The organism is Rhizobium anhuiense bv. trifolii, from assembly GCF_024346605.1.
Classification (GTDB): domain Bacteria; phylum Pseudomonadota; class Alphaproteobacteria; order Rhizobiales; family Rhizobiaceae; genus Rhizobium; species Rhizobium anhuiense.
The window spans coordinates 1813529-1836890 of record NZ_CP098803.1; the positions used below are offsets into that span (position 1 = coordinate 1813529).

Consider the following 23362-nt stretch of genomic DNA (forward strand, 5'->3'; position numbering starts at 1 on the left):
GCGATGTTTGCGCCCGCCTGCCGTCACTCCAGGCTGTCGGTGCCGATCTTGATGTCGCCGAGCGTGCGGAAGGTCAGCCGTGCGCCGATCGTCCAGTCGCTTGCCGTCTCGTCGTCGGAATCCCTGCTGTCGGTGTAGGCGATCGTGAAGATCGTGCACTCGTCGTCATAGGAGAGACCAAGCGTCCGGCGGCTGATCACATCATTATTCAGATCCCAGGCGATGCCGCCGAAAATCGCCCAGTAATCCTTGAACTTGATTCTGCTGCTGGTCTGGATCTCGTCATTGTCTTCGTCGAAGCCATATTCCGGCTGGGCGCTGAGATGGGTGAAGGTCACCTGCGTCGAGAAGGTGTCGTTCTGGTAAGCCGTCGTCAGGTCGCCGCGGCGGAAATCGAAATCCTTCTCGTCGAGGCGGTAGGAGGCGGTCACTGAAAGGCCGAACGGTGTCTCGACGCCGCCGAGGCCGACATAGTCGGAACGCGTGGTTTCAAGGCCGGAATCCGCGCCGACATTGACGAGATCATCGGTCGCAAACGAATTCTGACCGGCGATCTGGTAGGACTGGCCAAAAATGCCGTGCAGCTTGTAGCCGCTGTCGAACGTACCGGTGTACTGGACGCCGACATTGGCGCGGGTCCCGCCTTCGACGCGGTCATAGCCCGAGAATTTGTCGCGGTCGAACAGTGAGGTGGCGTCGAAGACGAAGCTTTGCGCATCCTCGTTCGGCAGGCGGCCTGCCAGCTGCTCGTCGGGGCGGGCATAGATCTGTGCGATCGGCTCGAGAATATGCGTGCTGTTATCCGTCGTCATCAGGATCGGATAACGCATCTCCAGCCCGGCCGTGAACATCGAACGGGTGGCGGAATTGCCGTCGACATAGTTGCCGGTGTAGCCCGTGGGATCGTCCATGTTCAGCGCGAAGGCGTCGCCGCGCGCAGCCAGCAGCGGCGTGATCACCAGGCCGGTCGGCGTGACGTAGGTGCGTTTCCACTGCAGCTCGGCAGTCAGCCGCGAGGTCTGGCCCTTCAGGCCGCGGAAGCGGTCGAAGCCGTCGACGGTATAGAAGTCGTCATGGGTGCGCGAAATATTCGTCAGGTTGACATCGGCCGAAAGCTCGCCGCCGGCAAGCGGCTGCGGCGCCACATAGTGATAGTCCATCGCGGGATAGACGATCGCCTGCTTTTTCTCGGCCGTGTTCGTCCGGTCGGCATCCTGGACGTCGAAATAGAACGCCCGCATATCGAAATAATTGCGTTTTCCAAGCCCCGTCAGGTAGATCTGGTTGGTCCGATCCGTGCTGCTCAGACCGCGCAGCTTGTAGGTGCGTGAAAAATTGTTGTCGCTCTGCATCATGACGTCCCAGCCGAACGTCCAGCGCGGATTGATGCGGAATTCGGCCTTCGACGCCACCATGCCACGCTGGCCGGCTTCGGCATCGCTGGTGCCGGAGCTGAAATTGTCCGGCTTTGCCTGGTCGATGCCGGCGACGCGCAGGATATGCGTGCCATTTTCGAAGCGCTGGCGGAATTCGCCTTCGACGAGGAAGCCCTGGGCCGTGTAGCCGGTGGCGGTGACCGTCGCGTCCATGCTCGGCGAGATCACGTAATAATAGGGAACGGAAAGCCCGAAGCCGAGATTCTGCGACAGGCTCATCGTCGGGAAGAGAAAGCCGGACTTGCGCTTCACCGTATTGTCGGGAACTTCCATGACCGGCACGAAGGCGATCGGATAACCGAGCAGTTCGAAGCGCGCGCGCTCCAGGCGGATCGTGTGCGTCACGCCGTTCTGGATCACGCGCTTGGCCTTGACCTGCCAGAAGGGCGCGCGTTTCGGATCTTCGGCGCAGGGAAGGCAGGCCGTGTAGACACCCTTGTTCAGAATCATCTGCGTGCCGCCGACACGCTCGCCGCTCTCGGCGACGATACGCGTATTGTCAGCCGTTTCGATGCGCAGTTCGTTCAGGAACCCGTCCGCGAAATTGTCGGTCACGTCAAGGTTGTCTGCATAGATGCGGTTGCCGTCGGGGCTGACCAGCTCGACATTGCCGAGCGCCATCATCCGGCCGGTCTTCTGATTGTACTCGACCTTCTGTGCGACCATTTTGTAGCCGCCATAATTGATCTGAACGCCGCCGACCGCCGACACCAACTGGGCGTCGCGATTGTAGAGGAGTTCGTTGGCCGAAAGCAGAAGCTTCGCCCCTTCAGGAATCTTATTCTTTATCGTTTGTTCGGGCGCGCTGGCCTGGCCGTAAGAGGCCGGGGCACTGCCGAAATAGGAAGATACAGTCGCGCCGACAAGCAGGGCAACCAGCTGTTTACTAAAATACTTGCGGTCGCCTGCCGCCACTAGCCGTCCTCCTGATGAAGCAGAATAGTCGCACCCAAGGCCAGCGCGACGACCACCGGTATCCACGTCGCCACGAAGGGAGGCACGACTCCACTGCTTCCGAATGCCTTTACAAGCACGGTGATGACATAAAGCATGAAGCCCGAGAGGATGCCACCCAGAATCACTGAGCGGGATTGGTTGAACCGGCTAAATTTTAGGGACACTGTTGCAGCAATGAGAGTCATGGCCACCAGCAGCAATGGCTGGGACAACAGGGAGTTGAATTGCGTCTCCAACGCCTTGGTTGAAATACCGAAGGATTTGGCAGCCGCAATCCGGTTGGAAAGGTCAAAGAAACCAATTGTTTCCGGCGCTGTCAGCCGCTCCTGGACGAAATCCTGTTTCAGATTGGTGCGAAGTTGAACCGAAGCTTTACGCAGGGGGATTTCGCCAGGCTTACGCTCGACGACGTTGTTAAGTTGCCAGTAACCATCTTCCAATTTTGCCGTGGCGGCATCCTGTCTCAGAATGACCTGACCACCTGAATCGAAATGGATCAGCACGGCGTCGATCAGCTTGGTTCCGTTCTCCTGAACCGTCTGAGCGCCGATGATGACATCGTCTCGGCCACTGATCTGGCGCAGCCACGGAATCTGCGGCGCCTTGCGCAGGACCGCGTTCTCGCCGCGCCAGTCGGATTCGACCAGCAGCGCCTGGCGCTGTCCCCAGGCCGCGAGCGGATTGAGCGCCGTCATCGTCAGCAGGCCGAGCGCCAGCGAGCCGGCGATGAAGGGGAACATGAACTGCCAGACCGAAATGCCGGCTGCGCGCGTGACGACCAGCTCATATTTGCGGTTGAGCCCGATCAGCACCGTCATGCCGACGAACAGCGCGATGAACGGCACGGTCTGCTGCAGGATGAGCGGCAGGCGCACGGCGGTCATCAGGATGCCGCCGCTGATCGTGTAGCCGGGCAGGCCGGACATGCGGCCCGCCGTCTCGCTGAAATCGAGCAGGAAAGAAATCGCCGAGACGCCGATCAGGAACCAGCCCGTCGTCGCCAGGTAGCGGCGAAAGAAATAACGCGACAATGTCCCGAACATCATTGGGCAGTGCCCCCGCCGGTCCTGCCGGTGGCGGCAAGCAGTCTTTCCTGCGTTCGTCTCCAGAAGGACGACATCCGGTCCCGAACGAACGACGGCATGACCAGTCGTTTGTGCAGGCCGAGGAAGACGATCGAGATGATGCTGCTGACGATCGGGATGGCGTAGAGGACGGCAATATATTCAGGGTCGGTGTCGATCTGATTGGCCGCGTAGAAGGCCGCCCATCGCATCGCGAAGGCATAGGCAAGCGCGCTCACCATCGGATGCAGCCGCGCTTCGCGGTGCGAGCGCGCGTCGCCGGCGATCGCCAGCGAAAACAGGGCAAAGACGACCGGCAGGATCCAGTCCGTCAGCCGGCGGTGCAGTTCGGCGCGGTAGCTCTGCGGCCGGATCGTATAGTCCTTGTCGGCCGGATCCGGGTTGAACAGGAACCACAGGTCACGGTCGCTGGCACGCAGCGTCGCCTGGCCGCGATTCTCGGTCATGTCGGAGAGGTCGAAGGAATAGGAATCGAAGTTGATCACCGAGACATTGCCATCGGGCGTTTTGCGGTGCACTTCGCCCTCATGCATGATCAGCGTCGTGCCCGTATCGTCGACGGCGCCTTCCTTCGCATAATAGATCAGTTCGTAGGCCGGATCGCGCTCGTCGGCGACGAACAGGCCCTTCAGCATGCGGCCCGCCATCCGCTTCGAGATCTGCACATAAAGACCTTCATCAAGCTTGCGGAAGGTCTTTTCTTCGATCACCGAAGACAGCAGGTCGGCATAGGTCTCGGCGATCATCTGGCGCACGACGGTCTTTGCACGCGGCTCGACGACGTTGTCGACGAAGAAGGAAAAGACGCTGATGACGGCGGCAAGCAGCAGGATCGGGCGGATCAGCACACTGCGCCGCGCCCCGGCCGCGTCGATGACGGTGAGCTCGGAATCGTTGTTCATCGTCGTCAGTGTCTGGGTGACCGCGATGACGAGTGCGAAGGGCAGCACGACGGGAATGATCGACGGCAGAATCATCGTCGCGAGCTTGGCGAACGAGCCGATCGACTGGCCGCTGTCGGTGACCAGGTTGATGCGCTGCAGAACCTGTGTCGTCCAAATGATCGCCAGAACGGGCAGGAGCGCCACGAGAAACATCTGGCCGACGCGCCGCAATATGTATGTCTCGAGTAGTTTCATGCCTGCCCTTGAAAGCACCTGCACGCCCAAACGGCTTTGCAGGAGAATCCCTCTACGCTCTTTGTCGCGCTTTTGCGACAAGCTGGTGTCAAAAATTCATTCAAATTTCAGAATTTTTTTGATGCTGTTGCGACTCAGTTAACGCCAGCAGTGCGGCGAAGACGACCAGCGAGGAAAGCCATCCAAGAACGACGTCGGAGAGGTAGTGCGCGCCGAAGGATAGCCGCATCGCCGGCGTGAGGATGGAGATCGCCGCCACCGGCGGCACCAGCGCGTAACGCAGGGATTTCGGAACGAAGATCAGAAGGCAGAAGAGCCAGCCGGCGCTTGCTGCCTCGCCTGATATGAACGAGCAATTCGAAACGCATTTTCCGGCAAGCGAACCCGCCTCGGCGAAATGCAGCGCACCGCCGAAAATATCCGTCTGTATCGGCCGCGGCCGGCCCCAATGTTCTTTCAGCACGACATTGACGAGCAGCACCGGTCCGATCAGCAGCGTTCCGAGTGCGACCTTGAGCTTGCGGGCCCGATCTGCGTTGAAAGTCGCGCCATGCTGCTGGTGGCATTCGATGATTTTCCACACCATCACGATCGCGACGACATAGGGCAGGCGGAAAAAGATGGTGCGTAGCAGATCGAAGGTCGCGACGTCGCGATAGGGAAAGCCGCCGCAGATGCTCCCGGCGGCGGCAGTCGCACCGCAATCTGTGGCCACGAAAAAAAGCTGGGAAAAATAGATGTCTATTCCGGGGAAGGCGCGGAAGACGGCAAGCAGCGCCCACCACGTCCAGAACAGCAGCATGAATGCGCCGAAAGTCGTTTTCGGCAGGCGGATTGCGAGCCCCCGCCATCGATTTTTCGAAAAAACTGTCAACGCGAATATCTACGAAACTGACGAAAACATGAGGGCCGTGATGGCCGCGGGCGACCATAACAATTGTCGCAAGCCATTGACAGACCCGCCAAACGCGAAATTATCCGCCAGGGACGGATTTCAAAGAATCCCAGCGGAGAAGACATGTCAGCAAAGTTGGAAATTTCATTCGCAAAGTCGGCAAAGCTCAATGGCGGCCTGTCGATCCTGTTGAAGACCGTGGAGGCCGACAGCGCTGCCGGCGCCGAAACGGTCGACCCGGCAGGCGTGATCGTCAAGGCTGCCAGGATCGCCCGATTCTCCGCGAAATCCATGAGCGCTCTCGATATCGTCGCCCCCGAAGGCGCGGCCGTCGAGCGGATCGTCGTCATCGGGCTTGGCAAGGCCGCCGAACTCACCGCCCATGACTGGCTGAAGGCCGGCGGTGCCGCGGCATCGAGAATCAAGAATACCGACAAGGCCGCTGTCTTCATCGACGTGCCTGGGCTCGAGACGAGCGCGCGGGCCGCCGCCGACTTCGCGCTCGGCATGCTGTTGCGCGCCTATAGCTTCGATACCTACAAGACGAAGAAGGGCGACGAGGAGGAGAAGCCGGCGAAATCTGTCAAGGTGACGATCGTCACCGCCGATGCGGCTGGTGCCAAGAAGGCGTTTTCCGATTCCGAAGCGGTTGCCGGCGGCGTCAATCTGGCCCGTGACCTCGTCAACGAACCGCCGAATGTGCTCGGGCCCGTCGAGTTCGCCGCCAAGGCGAGAGAGCTGGAAAAGCTCGGCGTCGAAGTGGAAATCCTGACCGAGAAGGAGATGCGCCGTCTCGGCATGGGCGCCCTTCTCGGCGTCGCCCAGGGCTCCGTGCGCCCGCCGCGCCTGGCGGTCATGCAGTGGAAGGGCGGCAAGGCCAAGGATCGTCCCGTCGCCTTCGTCGGCAAAGGCGTGGTCTTTGATACCGGCGGCATTTCGATTAAGCCGGCCGCCGGGATGGAGGACATGAAGGGCGACATGGGCGGGGCGGCGGCCGTCACCGGCCTCATGCATGTGCTCGCCTCGCGCAAGGCCGCCGTCAACGCCGTCGGTATCATCGGCCTGGTCGAGAACATGCCCGACGGCAACGCCCAGCGTCCGGGCGACATCGTCACCTCGATGTCCGGCCAGACGATCGAGGTGATCAACACCGATGCCGAGGGCCGCCTCGTGCTCTGCGATGCGCTCTGGTACTGCAACGATCGTTTCAAGCCGCAGTTCATGATCAATCTCGCCACGCTGACCGGCGCGATCGTCGTGGCGCTCGGCAACGTGCATGCCGGGCTGTTCTCCAATGACGACCAGCTTTCCGCCCAGCTGACGGCAGCGGGCCTTTCGAGCAATGAGAAGCTCTGGCGCATGCCGCTCGGCCGGGATTACGACAAGCTGATCGACAGCAAGTTCGCCGACATGAAGAATACCGGCGGCCGGCAGGCGGGCTCGATCACGGCGGCGCATTTCCTCAAGCGCTTCGTGCAGGACACGCCCTGGGCGCATCTCGACATTGCCGGCACGGCGATGGGCTCGCCGCAGGACGAGATCAACCAGTCCTGGGGTTCCGGTTTCGGTGTGCGCCTGCTCGATGAGCTCGTCCGCGCCCATTATGAATCCTGATGACGGACGTTCTCTTCTATCATCTGACCGAAAGCCGGCTGGAGGACGCGCTTCCGCCGCTCATCGACAAAAGCGTCGAGCGCGGCTGGCGCGTTGCCGTCCAGACGCGTGAGCCGGCGCGGCGCGATGCTCTCGATCAGCATCTTTGGACGTTCCGCGAGGAGAGCTTCCTGCCGCACGGCACCGACGAGGCCGATTTCGCCGAAAGCCAGCCTGTGCTTTTGACGGTGACGTCAGACAATGCCAATGCGGCGACCGTGCGTTTCATCGTCGACGGCGCCGAGCCGCCGCCGGCCGATGCCTATGAGCGCATCGTCTTCATGTTCGACGGTCATGACCAGGAGCAACTGGAAGCCGCCCGTGCGCAATGGAAGAAGCTGAAAGGCGAGGGGCATAACCTCACCTATTGGCAGCAGACGCCGGAGGGGCGCTGGGAGAAGAAGGCCTGACGCTGTAAGATCTTGAATTGCTGTATGAAGTCTTCCGACGTCGTTCTCAGCGGCCGTCGGAAGCCGTTATCCTTTCGACCCTTTGTCCTCGTCGAGGTTCGTCAGGATGTTGAGGGGGACGATCCCTCCCGCATCTTCCGACGGATTGAGCGCCTCCACTGCCAAAACCCGCTTGCCGCTCGGACTGACAAAAGCGAATGCCCATGCGCTGTCGGCAAAAGTGCTGACCGGCATTTCCGCCCAGCCGGCTTGATGGACAAGGCGTTCGGCATAATAGGCCTTGATGCTCTGCGGGCTGGTGGTGCTGGCGAGATTGCGCGCCAGGACACGCACGGATTTCTCTCCGAACCGCCCTTCCAGTTGGTCCAGCACCTTTTTGGTGGCCTGCCAATCCTGGGCCTGGGTCGCAGATCCGAAGGAATATTCCTCGGATCGGGAAACGCCCGGTGCATCAGGAGGCATGACGACATGTTCGCCCGAACATGCTGCAAGGCCGAGAAGCGGCACCACAAGGATGCCAATCTTCAAAACGCGGAAAAATCGGCCCTTGCGGCGGATTTTGTTGCTCATGAGCGGCTGCCCCCGAACACTATTGCACATAGGCCGGCAAATCTTGCCGGTTTCTATGACGTTATTGCGACCCTCAGTCGTGGAATGCGTCGACGAACTTCCGCTTGCCGAGCATGAAGGCGTCGGCGACGTGGCGCAGCGGCGCGAGGTCGACATCCGATCTGCCGGCTTTGACGATTTCGGCGAAGCGACGATAGAGCGAAGGATATTCCTGCTCCGGTTCGGCGAATGTCAGCGCACCGTTGATGGAAAGCTTGGCGCCGCCCTCGGAAAGCACCATCTGGCCGGCGGCCGTCTCCGCGACGATGTCCCAGCTCTGCTTGCCGGTCTGGCGCCAGTCGAATTCGGCATGAACCGGCAGGCCGTCGGCATTGCGGAAGTGGATATCGGCCGCGATCGGCGCATCGCGATTCTCGGGAAACTCGAGAACGGCCTCGGTGATGAAGATCGGCCGCGGCAGGATATGGGTGACGATCGACAGCGCATTGATGCCGGGATCGAAGACGCCGAGGCCGCCGGCCTGCCAGATCCAATCCTGGTTCGGATGCCAGTGGCGGACATCCTCCTTCCAGATCACATGCACGCTTTCAATCGTCGTCGAGGCAAGAAACGCCTTCGCGGCCTCGACGCCCGGCGCATAGCGGGAATGCCAGCTGGCAAAGAGCGACGCGCCCTGCTTGCTCGCAAGCGCCTCGAGATCGGCCACTTCGCTCAGCGTGGCGCCGGGCGGCTTTTCCAGGAAGACATGCTTGCCGGCGACGAGTGCTTTGTAGGCTGCCTCATAGCGATATTGCGGCGGCATGCAGAGCGAAACCGCATCGATCGACGGCTCGGCGTCGAGCATCGCCTCGATCGTGGTGTAGCTCGTGACGCCTTCGACCGTGCCGTGGCGGCTCGCCGTGGCGACGAGCTTAAAATCCGGGTTCTTGGCGATGGAGGGAAGATGCTGGTCGCGGACGATCTTGCCGACGCCGACGATGGCGAGGTTGATAGGGGACATGGTGTTTCGCTCGAGCCTGTTAAAAAGTATGATTTATTGAGCCTGTTTGTAGCAGAAAGAGGCGCGCCGACAAGCTCTCCTCCTCCAATTCTGTTGTATCCTAATACATGTCGCCCGGAAGTGTGCAGCGGTTCCGGGATAACGACATGTATAAAACAAAGAGCTTTAGCGCATGATGGTTTGGCGAAGGAAGCTGTAACCCATCGCCGCGCGGGCGGCGCGCTCTTCGGAATTGCCGTCGCCACCATGCCCGCCGGAGCCGAATTCATGGAAGAGCGGACGGTGTCCCGCTTCCTCCAGCCGCGCGGCAAAGCGGCGCGCATGCGAGGGATGCACGCGGTCGTCATTGGCGGAGCTTTCGATATAGATCGGCGGATAGCTGACCTCGGTCGCCGGCCCGACATTGTGCAGCGGCGAATAACCGAGCATGAAATCCCGGTCCGCCGGCGTCTCCGGATCGCCGTATTCGTCCATCCAGGCTTGTCCTGCGCTGAACAGGTGGAAGCGTGTCATGTCGAGGACCGGCACCTGGCACCAGACGGCGCCGAAATCCTCCGGGTAGCGCGTCAGCATCACGCCGGTCAGCAGACCGCCATTGCTGCCGCCCTGGCAGGCGATCCGCGACGGCACGGTGTAGCCGCGGGCGACGAGATCGCGGGCAATGGCGACGAAATCGGCAAAGGCCCGGTCTCGCCCCTGCCGCTTGGCGCTGCGATACCAGTCGGGTCCGAATTCGCCGCCGCCGCGGATATAGGCCTGCACATAGGCGCCGCCTTGCTCCAGCCAGCGTCCCGTCACGCCGGAATAGTTCGGCGACAGCGAAACATCGAAGCCGCCATAGCCGTAAAGCAGCACCGGCAGCGCCCCCTTGATCCACTGCTTCGGCAGGATCAGCCGATAGGCAACCTTCGTCCCGTCCTCGGAAACAGCCTCCAGCAGTTCGGATGACATATCGGTCGCATCGAAATAGCTTGGCGCCGCGGCGACGAAAATCGGTTCGGCCTCTCTGCTGCGATCCGACAGCTCGAGGCGATAACAGGCCGGAGGCTGCAGGAAGCCTTGGCCGACGATGCAGAGCGTATCGTCGCCAAGATGCAGATCGGCATGCATCGGCCTGAAATGGGCCGTCTGCATGTCCGCCGGCAGCGCGATTTCGCGCTGTTCGGCATCGGGCCTTGTCAGGTCCAGCACCATGAGACGCGGACGCAGCCGATCGGAGATGATGAAGACGCACCACTCCCGCATCAGCATCATTTGCGAGATGGACTGGCCCTCGGCAGGCTGAAACAGAATCCGCTCCGGCCCGAGCAGAGCCGTCTCCGAGTTGGCGTTGAAGCGTTGCAGCACGAGGCTGCCGGACACAACGCGCTCATCGGTCTTTGCCCGCCAAAGGCAATGATCGTGATTGAACTGGAAATCGGCCTCCTGAGGCAGATCGATGCGCCGCTGCGTGCCGTCATTGGCGATCAGGAACGCGCTGGCGACGCCGATCTCATGGGCGGCGACGAAAATGTCAATCAATCCGGCATCGGCCGAAGCGCCTGACAGGGCCGGGTCGATGACGAGATTGAAGCCGTAGACGTCCTCGTCGGCGGCTTCGACCATGACGGCGGCCTCTTCCGGCCGCTGCCCGCGCTTCAATCGCCGCCCGACCCGCGGCCATCCCGAACGGGTCGCCGAAAATCGGTCGATGGAGCCGAAATAGCAGATCTCGTCACGGCTCAGCCAATTGGCATGCGATCGCGCGGCTGGCGTATCGAAGCCGCCCTCGACGATCTGCTTGCTCTCGGCGTCGAATTCGAGCAGCCGGAGAAGATCGGAGCCGCCGTCCGAAAGTGTGAGCAGCACTCGCGTCGGTTCCCATGGGCAGGTGACGGCGCCGCGCCAGTTCCAACGCTTGCCTTCGCTCACGCAGAAGGCATCGAGATCGAAGACCGGTTCCCAGCCGGCATCGGGCAAGGGCTGCTGATCGGCCGGCAGGCGGAGCCAGACGCCGAGAGGATTGTCCTTGCTCTGCCGGAAATCGAACAACCACCCGCCTCGGCGCATCGGGACGATCAGCCTGTCCTGCCGTTCGATCAATGCTTTTATCGCATCGCGATCCCTAACGAATTCCGGTGTTCTCAGTGCCTTGTCGGAAAGCCCGTTATGCTCGTCGATGAATTGGCGGGTACGCGGATCGTCGTCCGTTTCGAGATGAAGGTTCATGTTCGACCTGCCTGATTCCGTTGACGTCGTATGTCTAGCCAATATTTCGCACAGTTAGGGCGAAATTAGTGCCGGCCGCGCAAGGCCGAGATGCTCGCGCAGTGTCGAGCCATCATATTGGGTGCGGAACAGGCCGCGTTCCTGCAGGATCGGCACGACCATCTGCGTGAAGTCTTCGAGCCCTTCGGGAAAAAACGGCGGCATGACGTTGAAGCCATCGGCGGCGCGGCTTTCAAACCATTGCTGCATCCGGTCGGCGATCTCGACCGGCGTGCCAAGCACGATATGGTGGCCGCGACCGGCGGCAACGCGCAGCGCCAACTGACGGATGGTCAGGTTCTCGCGCCTTGCAAGCGCGGTCAGCAATTCGGCACGGCTGCGCAACTGGTCGGAGATCGGAAGGTCCGGCAGAGGGCCATCGACATCGTAATCGGCAAGGCTGTGGCCGATGCGTTCTTCCAGAAGCGGCATGGCGCTTTTGATGTCAGTCCACTTGTCGAGTTCTGCAAGTTTGTCCTCGGCTTCCCTGGCGGTGCGGCCAATCACCGGCAGGAAGCCCGGCATGATGGCGACCTCGTCCGGCTGACGTCCGAAGCGCGCGACGCGCTCCTTGACGCTCTTGTAGAAGGCCTGCGCCTCTTCGAGGCTCTGCTGCGCGGTGAACACCACTTCGGCGGTGCGGGCGGCAAGATCCTGGCCGGGGCCGGATGAGCCGGCCTGGATCAGGATCGGATGGCCCTGCGGTGCGCGCGGAATGTTCAGCGGCCCCTTGACTGAGAAATACTTGCCCTTGTGATCGAGCACATGGAGCTTGGCAGGGTCGGCATAGACGCCGCTCTGCTTGTCCTTGACGAAGGCGTCGTCATCCCAGCTGTCCCACAGTCCGCGCACGACGTCGACGAATTCCTGGGCCACGGCGTAACGCTCATCGTGCTCCGGGTGCGCCTTGGAGAAATTGTTCGCCGTGCGGGCATAGGATGTCGTGACCACGTTCCAGGCGGCCCGGCCGTGGCTCAGGTGGTCGATCGAGGCGAAGGCGCGGGCAGTGTGATAGGGCTCGCCATAGGTCGTGGATGCGGTTGCCGCGAGGCCGATCTTGTCTGTCACCACGGCGAGCGCCGAAAGCAGCGTCAAAGGCTCGAAACGCGCGATCGTCGAGGGATGAGCATCGATGCCGCTGGTCAATCCGTCGGCCAGAAAGACCATGTCGAATTTCGCTGCTTCGGCGATCTGGGACACGCGTCTCAGCAAGTCGAAATTCTCGCTTCCCGCCTCGGCGTGAGGATGACGCCAGCCGGATACGTGGTGGCCCGCCCCTTGCAGAAACAGACCCAGGTGGATTTCTCTTTTGCGAGTCATGACAATATCCTTCGTCATTCTGGATTTCGGGCGGCATCCTGGTTGAGCAGCGCCAGAAGTTGGCGAAGGTCGGGCGTGCTGCTCATTGTCCGGACGAGCGACGGGACATCCGCGAAGGCGGGATTGCGCGCAGTTGCGTCGCGAAATTTTTCGGCCGGATCGCTCAGCCCCGGCAGGCCGTCGAAGCGGCGCTGTATCGCGCTGCCGTCGCGAAGCACGATATCGACGATCACGAAGCGGGTGCGTGGATCGCTCGACATGCGGGGCGCAGTCTCGTCGTGGCGGCGGCCGGCGCGCCGGGCAAGGTCCATCAGGCGCGGCAAGACAGGCCGCTCGTCGAAATGGTCGAGCCGCAGAGCCCCGTCGATGAGGGCGGCGGCGAACACGTATTCGGGACTGAAGCGCGCCTCGATCCCATTGCCGGGCTTGCTCACCACCAGGGCGGCATCGGCGCCGGGCGGGTAGGTGAAGGTGATATGCTCGATCGCATCAGCCTCCAGGCCTTCCCGGTTGAGGCCGATGCCGAGAGACGCGACCGGATGGCTGGCGGTGCAGCAGGGATAGGCCTTCAGCGTCAGCCCGGGCGTCACGATCTGCCATGGCGAACCCCAGTTCTCGGTCACGGCGGACGGGCGTTCCGCGCCGAAGGCATAGACCGAATGGAAGCCGACCGGATTGTCGAGGAAATCCGGCGCGCCGCCGAAACCCGCCGCGGCCATCCTCGCCGACAGGAGCCCGGATCGCGCCGCCATGCCGGCGTGGAAAGGTTTGGCGTCCGTGCCGAACTGCAGCCGCAGGCCGGACGATTGCGTTGCCGCAAGGCCTAGCGCGACGGCGGTCTCGTCGATGGAGGCGCGGGTCAGATGGGCGATTGCCGCCGCCGCGCCGATCGTCCCGAGCGTCGCCGTGGCATGGAAACCGTTCTCGTAGTGCTTCGAGCCGAGCGACAACCCCAGCCGCGCCATGGCTTCGAGCCCGACGACATAGGAGGCGATCAGCGCATCTGCGGAAAACTCGCGCTCGGCGGCGAACGCCAGCAGGGCCGGGATGATCACGGTCGTCGGATGGCCGCGCACGCTTGCATGCACGTCGTCATAATCGAGCACATGGCCGGCATGACCGTTGACGAGTGCTGCGACCAGCGGATCGGTTCGGCGCGAGCTGCCGAGCAGGATCGCGTCGCCCGGCAGGTTGGCGCCGACGGTATCTGCCAGAATGCCGGTCGTGCGGTCGCCGGCGCCTGCGATCGCACAGGCGAGAAAATCGATGATCGCCGTGCGCGCCGCGTCCAATGCTAGGGGATCTTTCGATGGATCCGAGGAGATGATCGCCTGGGCGAATGCCGAAGTCAGGGGCGCGAATGTGCTCGTCATGAAAAAATCCTAGATGCCTTCGCGCACTGGCCCGCGCCCTCCGGCGAGACCGCCGACGAATTGGCGGATACGGGGATTGTCGAAGGTATGGAAAATCTGTTCAGGCGAGCCTTGGTCGACGATGCGGCCGTTCTCGGTGAAGACGACGATGTCGCTGATCTCCTCGGCGAACCGCATTTCGTGGGTCACGAGGATGCTGGTCATGCCGTCGCGGATGAGGTCGCGGATCACCCACAGCACTTCGCCCACCGTCTCGGGGTCAAGCGCCGAGGTGACTTCGTCGAACAGCACCAGTTCCGGCTTCATCGCCAGCGCGCGGGCGATCGCGACGCGCTGCTGCTGACCACCGGAAAGCTGGCCGGGATAGGCGCCGGCTTTTTCCGAAAGCCTGACCTTGTCGAGCAGTTCGCGTGCGAGTTTTTCCGCTTCGCGCCGCTCGACGCCGAGGATGCGGGTCGGGGCCAGCACGATATTGTCCAGCACGCTCAGGTGGGGAAAGAGATTGTACTGCTGGAAGACGATGCCGATACGCTTGCGCAGCGCGATGCGTTCGCTCTCCTTGGCCAGTTGATCGACGCGGGTGCCGTCGACCGTGATGCGGCCGCGCTGCGGCGCCACCAATGCGTTGATGCAGCGCAGGATCGTCGACTTTCCCGAACCGGACGGGCCGATAATGGAAACCGCATTGCCCTTGTTGACGGTGAGGTCTATGCCCTTCAGCACCTCCGTCTGGCCGAAGGACAGGTGCACTTCTTCCAGTCGCACGATCGTTTCGTCGGTTTTTGCGTTCATCATTCAAATCCTCAGGCCGTCTTGAAACGCCGCTCGAGGCGTCGGGTCAGGCGGGCGATCGGGTAGCAAAGCGTGAAGAAGGCGGCCATCACCACGATATAGGCGATGATCGTGAAATCGAGGCGGCGCACGGATGTGCTGGCATCGGTTGCGGCATGCAATAGTTCGTGCACGCCAACCAGCGAGGCGAGCGACGTGCCCATGGTAATGGAGGCCAATATGTTCATCCATGGCGGCAGCGAGCGCCGCAGGCATTGCGGCAGGATGATCCAGCGCAAGGCCTGGCCGCGCGAAAAACCGAGCCCCTTTGCCGCTTCCCATTGCGTGGTCGGGATCGAAAGGACGGCGCCGCGGGTGATCTCGGCCACATAGGCGCTGGCCGGTATGGCAAGGCCGATCACCGCCTTCAGCCAATCCGGGAAGGGCAGATAGTTGCCGGCCACCACGATTTCGAAGGGAAAGATGTAAGTCGTCGCGAAGATCAGCACGAGATGCGGGGCATTGCGGAAGACTTGCACATAGGCCACGACCGGGTAGCGCACCAGCTTGAAGGGAACCAGTTCCAGTATGCCGAACACGGCTCCGACGGTCGTTCCAAGCGTCATCGCGCACAGGCTGATGATGACGTTCATCATGAAGCCCGAGCCGAGATAGGGAAGCCACGTCACCAGTTCGCGCCCCAGCGTCAGGTCGGTCAGCGACCAGAGGACGATAACAAGCGGGAGTGCCGTAAAGCCGATATTGCGCAGCAGGCGACCATTCCTGCGCTGCTCGGAAAGTACCGCAGTCGTCATAGGCCATACCCCGGAATGGCGAGCTTGCGCTCCACCCACAGGCCGATGCGGGCAACGGCAAGGTTGATGATGCTGAAGAACAGCAGAATGACGATCATCAGTGACACCACGTTGTCGCGCTGCGTCCAGACCATGATCGAGGCATAGGTAATCTCGCTGACTGCAATCGCATTGCCCACCGTCGTCAACTTCACGAGATTGATGAGATTGTTGACGATCGCGGGCAGCGATGCCCTCATTGCCAGGGGAACTTCGACGTAACGCAGGATCTGCAGCGCGCTGAAGCCGATGCCGCGCGCCGCTTCCACCGTGGCCGACGGCACCGCCTCGATACCTGCGCGGATCGCCTCGGCATGCAAGGCGGCGATGTGCAGTCCGACCACCGCCACCACCCAGAAGAAGGGTGTGAGCGGATTGTTCTGCGTCCCGCCGACCAGGTTCGATACGAATGTATTGAGAACGAGGAAGCTGAACATCAACTGTACCAGCGTCGGCGTGTTTCGGGTGATTTCCACGAAAGCGCGGACCGGCGTCGATAGCCAGGGCTTGCCGGATGTCAGGCAGGCGGCAAACAGCAGCCCGGCAATCAGGCTGACGGGGATCAAGAGGGCAATCAGATAGAGCGTGGTGATGAAACCATCACGCCATATCTGCGCCTCGTACCTCGTCGCCAGGAACTCGTAGTTAAGGCCAAGCCTGTTCGTCAGGTTGACGAACAGGCCGGTCATGCTGGTGTCCTGCATGTCGATCCGCCAGTGTAGCCTGTCTTACTTGCCAGCCGACAGGGTCTTGCGCTCTTGTTCGAGATAGTCGGTATTGCGGAGCCGGTTTGCCTTCGCAAATTCCAGGAGCTTTCCTGACGTATGGAGCTGCCGGATCGACTTATCGAGTGCCTCGGCCGTCTCCTTTTCGCCTTTTCGCACCCAGATCACCGAGTCGGAAGGGAGCAGTTCGGTCGGGAAGAGAATAGTGTAGTCCTTCCACTCCTCGGGCCGGTCCTCCAGCAGAAGGCCGACGGTTGCGCCGACATGGACGGCGGCGACACAATTGCCGCCCTGCAGCGCCAGCAGCGATTCCGGCTGGCTCGGCAAGCCCTTTACCTCGGCGCCGTATTGTTCGATGAGCGGCTGCGTGAAGTTCGACCCTTGCGAAACGCAGACCGGCTTTCCCTTGAGATCTGCCCAGTCCTTCAGGCCGCTGTCCTTGCGTCCGACGGCAGCACCGCCGCTGCGATCATACGGCGTCGCCACCCAATCAAGAACTTTGGCGCGGTCCTCGGTATATTGCATGTTCGCAATCAGGATATCGACCTTGCCCTGCTGGAGAAATTGCACCCGGTTCGGGGGCGTGACGGTGACTGTTTCCAGCTTGACGCCAAGATCGTCCGCGAGCGCTTTTGCAATATCGAGATTGTATCCCTTCTGCGTTTGCGATGTCGGATCGATATAGCCGAAGGGCGCCCCCGAGAGGATGACGCCAACGGTAAGGGTGCCGCGGGCTTTGATGCGGTCGAGCGTGGCATCCGCCGATGCCTGCGTTGCCGCCAGCAAGGCAATCGACATGGCGAGGAGCGCCTTCGGGAGAAATTTGCGTGACATGTTTGAGCTCCGTCTTGGGAAGGTGGAGGGACCGGTTCAGGTCCTCGAGCAATTGCAGCGCTCTTTGGCTCGACTGCTATGGCGTGGATGTGCGCCACTTCGAGGTGAGGCCGAAAGGCTGGTGATGAGATGGACGTCGGCTTCCCGCGCAATATTGGCCATGCTTCTCCGCGCTGATAGAAAAGGACGCTGACCGCATCGCTTTCCTGCGCGAATCGGCAACTGGACGGCTTTGAAAGGCATAGGGAACCGATGAGAGAGAAGGAACGTTCTGTCTCAGAGAAAATCATCATTGTGATGGATTTTGTAGATTTTATTTTCTGAAATAGGCGCGTTCGTTGAAAAATCTTGTGCACGAGAGGGTTGCTGATCGGCAACCTTCCCGCCCGGTAGTGGCATCAAAAAACGGATTTTGCTCGGCCGAATTCCTGCCGTCTTGCGGCTAATCCCGACTTGGCAACCCGCCTTAGCGGATCGTCACGAAATCGGCCGAGGCAAGGACGTTGTTCGGCATCGGCGTCTTCTTGAATTTCAGCGTCACGACCTTGTAGCCTTCGGTTTCGAGTTCCGAAAGCAAGGTTGGCAGCATCGTCGCCGTGCGTTTGTGGATGTCATGCATCAGGATGATGCCGCGGCCGCGCTTGTGCAGCAGGTCCATCGTCCGCTGCGTCACGGAGACCGGCGTCGTGTTGAAATAGTCCTTGCTGTCGATGTCGACATCCATGACCACCATGTCGCGCATGGCGATCGCGGCGCGCAGCCTGTGGCTCTCGGCTAGATAGGGGAAGCGGAAGAAGGAGACATCCGTGCCGGTCGCCTTGGTCACCGCCAATTCGCCCTTGATCACCTCGGCCATCGCCGCGTCGAAATCCAGCGAACTCAAATTGGCGTGGTCATAGGTGTGACTGCCGATCGTGTTGCCGTCCTCGGCGACCTTGCGCGCCAGCGCCGGATGCATCTCGGCCATTTCGCCGACCATCATGAAGGCGCCCTTGACACCGAACTGGTCGAGGATCGCCAGTACCTTGTCCGTCCGGCCGGGGATCGGGCCGTCGTCGAAGCTCAGGATCACTTCCTTGTCCTGCAGCTTGAGATCGGCGAGCGAGGAAACCTCCAGCGTCCGCCCGGCCAGATGATGCCAGCCGGTCATGCGCGGCGCCGCAGCGTCGCCGGTATAGGCAAGCTTCCGCTCCTCGGGTGCGATCACCGAGGAGGTCTTGATCGATGTGTCCGGCGCGGATTGTCTGGTGGTGCTGCAGGCAGAAAGAGTGGCCATGAGGGCCATGCAGGACAGAACGAAAAAACGGTACATGGAAAGGGCTCAACAAATCGGTAACGAATGTTGAGACAACCTTTCGAATTATGGTTAACGATCGGTTGATGCAGGCGGGAATTGTGCCGATGCGCGGCACTTCGCCACGCTTTCGCCAGAGCATGATGCCGAAAAGTGTGCGCGGTTTTCGGACGACATCCTGTTCTAAGGCCTATGGCTATCCCGCCATCGCTTCTTCGTATTCGGCCGAAAGCATCAGCCAGTCTTCCTCGGCGGCAGCCAGTTTTGCCGCCGCTTCGCCGCGCTGTTTTGCCTTCTCGGCGGCCTTGGCCGGTGTCTTTTCATAAAGGGCGGGATCTGCAAGTTCCGCGTCAAGCGCCTGAATCTGTTTCTCCAGTTTCGCCGTCAAGGATTCGATTTCGTTGATCTTTTTCTTGAGTGGGGTCAGCGAGGCGCGACGTTCGGCATTGAGCTTGCGCTGGTCGGCCTTCGACGTCGCCTCTTCAGTTAGCTGCGGCTTTTCTTCTTTTTTTTTACCGGATGTGACGATGAGGTCGCGATACTCGTCCATATCGCCTTCGAAGGCCGTCACCGTACCGCCGTTGACCAGCCACAGCCGGTCGACCGTCGCCTCGATCAGATGGCGATCGTGCGAGATCAGGATGACGGCGCCTTCGTAATCGTTCAGCGCCTCGATCAGCGCGCGGCGGCTGTCGATGTCGAGGTGGTTGGTCGGCTCGTCGAGGATCAGCAGATTGGGCGCATGGAAGGCGGCAAGCCCCATCAGCAACCGGGCCTTTTCGCCACCGGAAAGATCCTTGGCGGCCGTTGCCATCTTCTCGGTCGCAAGCCCCATCTGGGCGACGCGGGCGCGCACCTTGGCCTCAGGCGCACCGGGCATCAGCCGGCGCACATGTTCCACCGGTGACTGCTCGGGAATGAGGTCGTCGAGCTGGTGCTGCGCGAAGAAGCCGATCTTCAGGCTCGGCGCCAGCTTCACTTCGCCGCTCTCGGGTGCAAGTCTTCCTGAGATGAATTTGGCAAAGGTCGATTTGCCGTTGCCGTTCGAGCCGAGCAGGGCGATGCGATCGTCATTGTCGATGCGCAGATTGAGGTTCTTCAGGATCGGATTGCCGGGCTCGTAGCCGACGGCGCCGCTCTGGATCGCGACGATCGGCGAGGCCGGCTGCTTTTCCGGCTCGGGAAAGGTGATCGGCTGGACATGATCCTCGATTACCGCGGCAACCGTTCCCATGCGCTCGAGCGCCTTGACGCGTGACTGCGCCTGGCGGGCCTTGGAGGCCTTGGCCTTGAAGCGATCGATGAAGCTCTGCAGATGTTTGCGGGCCGCGTCGTTCTTGGCCTTCGCCTTGGTCTGCAGCTCGTCGGCTTCGGCCTTCTGCCGCTCGAACTGGTCGTAGCCGCCGCGATAGAAGGTCAGCTTCTTCTGGTCGAGATGGACGATCGCATTGACCGCATTGTTCAGGAGGTCGCGATCGTGGCTGATGATGATGACGGTGTGCGGATAGCGGCGGACATAATCTTCCAGCCACAGCGTGCCTTCGAGGTCGAGATAGTTGGTCGGCTCGTCGAGCAGCAGCAGATCCGGCTCGGAAAACAGCACGGCGGCAAGGGCGACGCGCATGCGCCAGCCGCCGGAGAAGGAGGAGGCGGGGCGGGCCTGCGCCGCCTGGTCGAAACCGAGGCCGGCAAGAATGCTCGCTGCGCGCGCCTCGGCCGAATGCGCGTCGATATCGACGAGACGCATCTGGATTTCGGCGATGCGGTGCGGATCGGTCGCCGTCTCCGCCTCGGTCACCAGGGCCGTGCGTTCCTTGTCGGCGGCAAGCACGATCTCGATCAGCGCGTCTTCGGTCGCCGGTGCTTCCTGCGCCACCTGGCCGATGCGTGCGGCCTTCGGGATCGACACCGATCCGGTCTCCGAGCCGAGATCGCCTGTTATGACGCGAAACAGCGTGGACTTGCCGGCGCCGTTGCGCCCGACCAGCCCTGCCTTCGTGCCCGAAGGCAGCGAAATGCTGGCATTGTCGAGAAGCAGGCGGCCTGCAATGCGGGCGGAAATGTCGGTGAGCGTGATCATGGCCGGCGTTTTGGCCGAAAGCGCTCGCCAAGGCAAGAGTGCTTTGCCTGCCGCAAGAGACTTGTACGCCTCAGCGGCCGAAAGCCTGCACCGGTTGTCGGGGGTTCGACTGCGCGGCGAGAAGCGCCACACGGGCATTGGCCTGCAACTGCCCGGGCGTTGCCGCATCAGTGCTGAGCGCCACGCCGATCGAAATGGTGAGCCGGCCGGGATCGGCCTTGTCGGATGTCGCGAAGACGAGATTGTCCTCGACGGAGGTGCGCAGGCGCTCGGCGATCGTGATCGCATCCTGCATGCCGACATGGGAAAACAGCAGGGCGAATTCGTCGGCCTCGGTGCGGGCGATGAAATCGTTCTTCTTGACGCATTTGCGGAAGAGGCCGGCGAGCTTCTTCAGAAGCTTGTTGCCCGCCTGGGTCCCGTATCTGTCGTTGAGATCGCTGAAATTGTCGATATCGACCATGATCAGCGCGCTGCCGGCGGCACCCTCTTCGCGCGCGTAGAGATCTGATATCGTCCGGTTCAGCGCGATGCGGTTCGGAAGCCCGGTGATCCTGTCGGCCACAGTGGCCGATTGCATCGCCGAAATGCCGCGTTCCAGCGTTTCCAGCACCCTGATGTCATCCTGCAGCCTGACGCCGATTTCCATCTCCGCCGACAGCACTGTCGTCAGCGAGGCGGTGAGATAGTCGATCTCGCCGAGAAAGGCGGCAAGGCTCTGGTCGTCGTTGCCGGAAACGGATTTCAGGATCGTCCCGCAGGCGCGGGCAAAGGCGTTCTTGTGCTTCAGCCCTTCGGCAAGCCTTTCCGCCACCTCGCGCAGCATCCGGCTCGCCTCGTTGCGTGAGGTCTCCCCCGCCAGTCCGCAATGGCCGACGAGGCGGTATTTCAGGCCGAGTTCGTCGAGCATCGGCTGCTGCGGTTGCGGCCCGAGTGCTGCGATATCCTGCGCAAGGCCGGCATTGAGCCCGACGATCGCTTCATGGAAGAGTTCATAGTTGCGCGGCAGCGCGGCAACGTTGAGGCGCGCCATGTGCTGGGCAATCTTCTGAATATCCGCCATCGGCGCCGGACGCGCGGTCTCGCGCGGCACCAGTGCGTTTGCGCTTGCATTCTGCATGACGATCCCTCGCAGCCCGGCCACATCTCTCACATCCCGCTATGCCCGCAAGCTTTTAAAAGAGGCTGAATTTTCAATCGGAAAGCTATGGATCGGCGGCGGAACCGGCAAAGGCGGTTAATTCAGTGTTGATCGCCGGAGCATGATGCCGAAAGTGCGAGCGGTTTTGGATGACATCATGTCCTCGCTTTTAATTTGGATCGGATCTTACATCCACTCGCGGCCCTCGTTGCGCAGGAAGTAGATGAGATCCAGCGTGAGACTCGGCTTGCCGAGTGCCGTCAGCGTCATATGGCACTGGCCGCGATGATGGGTCTGGTGGTTGAAGAAATGCGCGACCGCTGCCGACAGAGGTTGGGTGATCTCGACCGGCTGTACCACCGTGACATAAGTGAAGTCGCCGGCGAGGGTTTTCTCGTCCAGCATTCCCGTCCAGGCAATGATCCGCTCATCCTCTGCCTTGCGGGCGGCGGCCAGCGTATCCAGATCCTCGAAGAGCACGGCATCGAGTGTCGTCGGCGCTTCGCCGGCGCCGGTGAAGCGCTTCATCCATATTCGGTCGGCGACGAGCAGATGATTGAGCGTACGATGGAGCGAGCCGAAGAAAGCGCCGCGATTGCTGCGGAAGTCTGCATCGCTGAGTTCGGCCGCGGCCGCGTAGACTTGCGTGTTGGCCCAGCGATTATAGGCGGCGAACATCCTGTAATGTCTGAGCATTCACTCCCTCCCGGATTGGTCGCTGCAGTCTAGCCCGGTTTCCCCGAAATCGCAGTGATATGCCCATGAAATTTCCTGATTTGATCGCCGGCGCTTTCTGTCGTGGAATGGATGCAGCCGTGATCTCGAAAGGACTGTCATGACCAGAGCCCTCTATTCCCTCTGCGGTGCCGACGAACGGCGCTTCTTTTCGCCCCATTGTTGGAAGGCGGTGATGGCGCTCGCCCATAAGGGGCTCGATTTCGAGGAGATTCCGACGACCTACGCCCGCATCCGCGCGATCGGCGGCGGCGTGTCGCCGACCGTGCCGGTGCTCGATGACAACGGCCGGCTGATCCCCGATAGTTTCGACATCGCCCTCTATCTGGAGGAGGCCTATCCCGAGCGGCCGTCGTTGTTTGGCGGCGAGGGCGGCAAGGCGCTGTCGCGCATGGTCGAAGGCTATTCGCAGATGATCATCCATCCGGCGATCATGCGCATTGCCCTTCTCGATATCCACGCGAACCTCGACGAGGGCGACAAGGCCTATTTCCGCGAAAGCCGTGAGGGCAGGCTGGGCAAGCCGCTGGAAGTGGTTGCCGCCGATAGCGAAGCGGAGAAGGCTTCCTTCGGCGCCAAGCTGGAGCCGCTCCGCCACATGCTGAAGTTCCAGCCCTTCATCGGCGGGCAGACGCCGCTGTTTGCCGACTATATCGTCTTCGGCGCGCTGCAATGGCTGCGTGTCTCCGCCGGTCTCGCCATGCTGGCCGCCGCCGATCCGGTCATGGGCTGGTTCGAATGCTGCCTCGATCTTCACCAAAGCCGCGGCAGGACTGTGACAGCGGCGTGAAATTGCCGCCGACCCCTTGTTTTCGGGCGTTGGGGCGGGTAAAGACCGCCCAC

General features: G+C 61.6%; 20 protein-coding genes. 3 read left to right on the forward strand and 17 right to left on the reverse strand.

What is annotated here, in order from left to right:
• Positions 1-23 precede the first annotated feature (23 nt).
• The 4 genes from NE851_RS17600 to NE851_RS17615 form a co-directional block, all read right to left on the reverse strand.
• Positions 24-2351, reverse strand: a complete 2328-nt coding sequence (locus tag NE851_RS17600; RefSeq protein ID WP_028756980.1) for an LPS-assembly protein LptD — start codon at positions 2349-2351, stop codon at positions 24-26.
• Entirely contained in the window at positions 2351-3439 is a 1089-nt protein-coding gene (lptG, locus tag NE851_RS17605) for an LPS export ABC transporter permease LptG (RefSeq protein ID WP_028756981.1), read from the reverse strand. The genes NE851_RS17600 and lptG overlap by 1 nt, the downstream gene beginning before the upstream one ends.
• Positions 3436-4617, reverse strand: a complete 1182-nt coding sequence (lptF, locus tag NE851_RS17610; protein ID WP_028758445.1) for an LPS export ABC transporter permease LptF — start codon at positions 4615-4617, stop codon at positions 3436-3438. The genes lptG and lptF overlap by 4 nt, the downstream gene beginning before the upstream one ends.
• A 100-nt stretch (positions 4618-4717) precedes the next feature.
• A complete protein-coding gene (locus NE851_RS17615; RefSeq protein ID WP_097542974.1) occupies positions 4718-5491 on the reverse strand; it encodes a phosphatase PAP2 family protein in 774 nt (257 codons plus the stop codon).
• Positions 5492-5635: 144 nt separating this feature from the next.
• On the opposite strand from NE851_RS17615, the gene NE851_RS17620 reads away from it, so the two are divergent.
• Positions 5636-7126 carry a leucyl aminopeptidase gene (locus NE851_RS17620; protein WP_097542975.1) on the forward strand — a complete coding sequence of 497 codons (1491 nt, stop codon included), beginning with the start codon at positions 5636-5638 and terminating at the stop codon, positions 7124-7126.
• Positions 7126-7575 carry a DNA polymerase III subunit chi gene (locus tag NE851_RS17625; RefSeq protein ID WP_028758448.1) on the forward strand — a complete coding sequence of 150 codons (450 nt, stop codon included), beginning with the start codon at positions 7126-7128 and terminating at the stop codon, positions 7573-7575. The genes NE851_RS17620 and NE851_RS17625 overlap by 1 nt, the downstream gene beginning before the upstream one ends.
• A gap of 66 nt (positions 7576-7641) precedes the next feature.
• Here the strand turns inward: NE851_RS17625 and NE851_RS17630 are convergent, their stop codons facing one another.
• The 13 genes from NE851_RS17630 to NE851_RS17690 form a co-directional block, all read right to left on the reverse strand.
• Positions 7642-8145: a hypothetical protein gene (locus NE851_RS17630; protein WP_097542976.1), complete on the reverse strand. Its 504-nt coding sequence runs from the start codon at positions 8143-8145 to the stop codon at positions 7642-7644.
• A gap of 73 nt (positions 8146-8218) precedes the next feature.
• Entirely contained in the window at positions 8219-9145 is a 927-nt protein-coding gene (locus tag NE851_RS17635; protein ID WP_028758450.1) for a Gfo/Idh/MocA family protein, read from the reverse strand.
• 165 nt (positions 9146-9310) lie between these two features.
• The gene (locus NE851_RS17640) at positions 9311-11353 is read right to left on the reverse strand and encodes a prolyl oligopeptidase family serine peptidase (protein WP_097542977.1); all 2043 of its coding nucleotides are present in this window, start codon (positions 11351-11353) and stop codon (positions 9311-9313) included.
• A gap of 54 nt (positions 11354-11407) precedes the next feature.
• The gene (locus NE851_RS17645) at positions 11408-12712 is read right to left on the reverse strand and encodes an LLM class flavin-dependent oxidoreductase (RefSeq protein WP_097623086.1); all 1305 of its coding nucleotides are present in this window, start codon (positions 12710-12712) and stop codon (positions 11408-11410) included.
• Positions 12713-12726: 14 nt separating this feature from the next.
• A complete protein-coding gene (locus tag NE851_RS17650; RefSeq protein ID WP_097542978.1) occupies positions 12727-14085 on the reverse strand; it encodes an MmgE/PrpD family protein in 1359 nt (452 codons plus the stop codon).
• A gap of 9 nt (positions 14086-14094) precedes the next feature.
• Positions 14095-14877 (reverse strand): amino acid ABC transporter ATP-binding protein, encoded by a 783-nt coding sequence (locus tag NE851_RS17655; protein WP_097543047.1) that lies wholly within the window; start codon positions 14875-14877, stop codon positions 14095-14097.
• 11 nt (positions 14878-14888) lie between these two features.
• A complete protein-coding gene (locus tag NE851_RS17660; protein ID WP_025570179.1) occupies positions 14889-15671 on the reverse strand; it encodes an amino acid ABC transporter permease in 783 nt (260 codons plus the stop codon).
• Positions 15668-16414 (reverse strand): amino acid ABC transporter permease, encoded by a 747-nt coding sequence (locus NE851_RS17665; RefSeq protein WP_097542980.1) that lies wholly within the window; start codon positions 16412-16414, stop codon positions 15668-15670. The genes NE851_RS17660 and NE851_RS17665 overlap by 4 nt, the downstream gene beginning before the upstream one ends.
• Positions 16415-16438: 24 nt before the next feature.
• The gene (locus NE851_RS17670) at positions 16439-17269 is read right to left on the reverse strand and encodes a transporter substrate-binding domain-containing protein (RefSeq protein ID WP_047616335.1); all 831 of its coding nucleotides are present in this window, start codon (positions 17267-17269) and stop codon (positions 16439-16441) included.
• Between the two features lie 466 nt (positions 17270-17735).
• Positions 17736-18581, reverse strand: a complete 846-nt coding sequence (locus NE851_RS17675; protein WP_025570186.1) for a polysaccharide deacetylase family protein — start codon at positions 18579-18581, stop codon at positions 17736-17738.
• Positions 18582-18759: 178 nt separating this feature from the next.
• Complete coding sequence (locus NE851_RS17680; RefSeq protein WP_097543048.1) at positions 18760-20643, reverse strand: ABC-F family ATP-binding cassette domain-containing protein; 1884 nt, start codon at positions 20641-20643, stop codon at positions 18760-18762.
• Positions 20644-20713: 70 nt separating this feature from the next.
• Positions 20714-21763: a GGDEF domain-containing protein gene (locus NE851_RS17685; protein WP_097542981.1), complete on the reverse strand. Its 1050-nt coding sequence runs from the start codon at positions 21761-21763 to the stop codon at positions 20714-20716.
• A gap of 207 nt (positions 21764-21970) precedes the next feature.
• On the reverse strand, positions 21971-22480 hold the full coding sequence (locus NE851_RS17690) for a DinB family protein (RefSeq protein WP_047616339.1): 510 nt from the start codon (positions 22478-22480) through the stop codon (positions 21971-21973).
• A 139-nt stretch (positions 22481-22619) separates the two neighbouring features.
• Here NE851_RS17690 and NE851_RS17695 point away from each other — a divergent pair, with 139 nt between their 5' ends.
• The gene (locus tag NE851_RS17695; protein ID WP_047616341.1) at positions 22620-23309 is read left to right on the forward strand and encodes a glutathione S-transferase family protein; all 690 of its coding nucleotides are present in this window, start codon (positions 22620-22622) and stop codon (positions 23307-23309) included.
• The last annotated feature ends 53 nt before the right edge of the window (positions 23310-23362 follow it).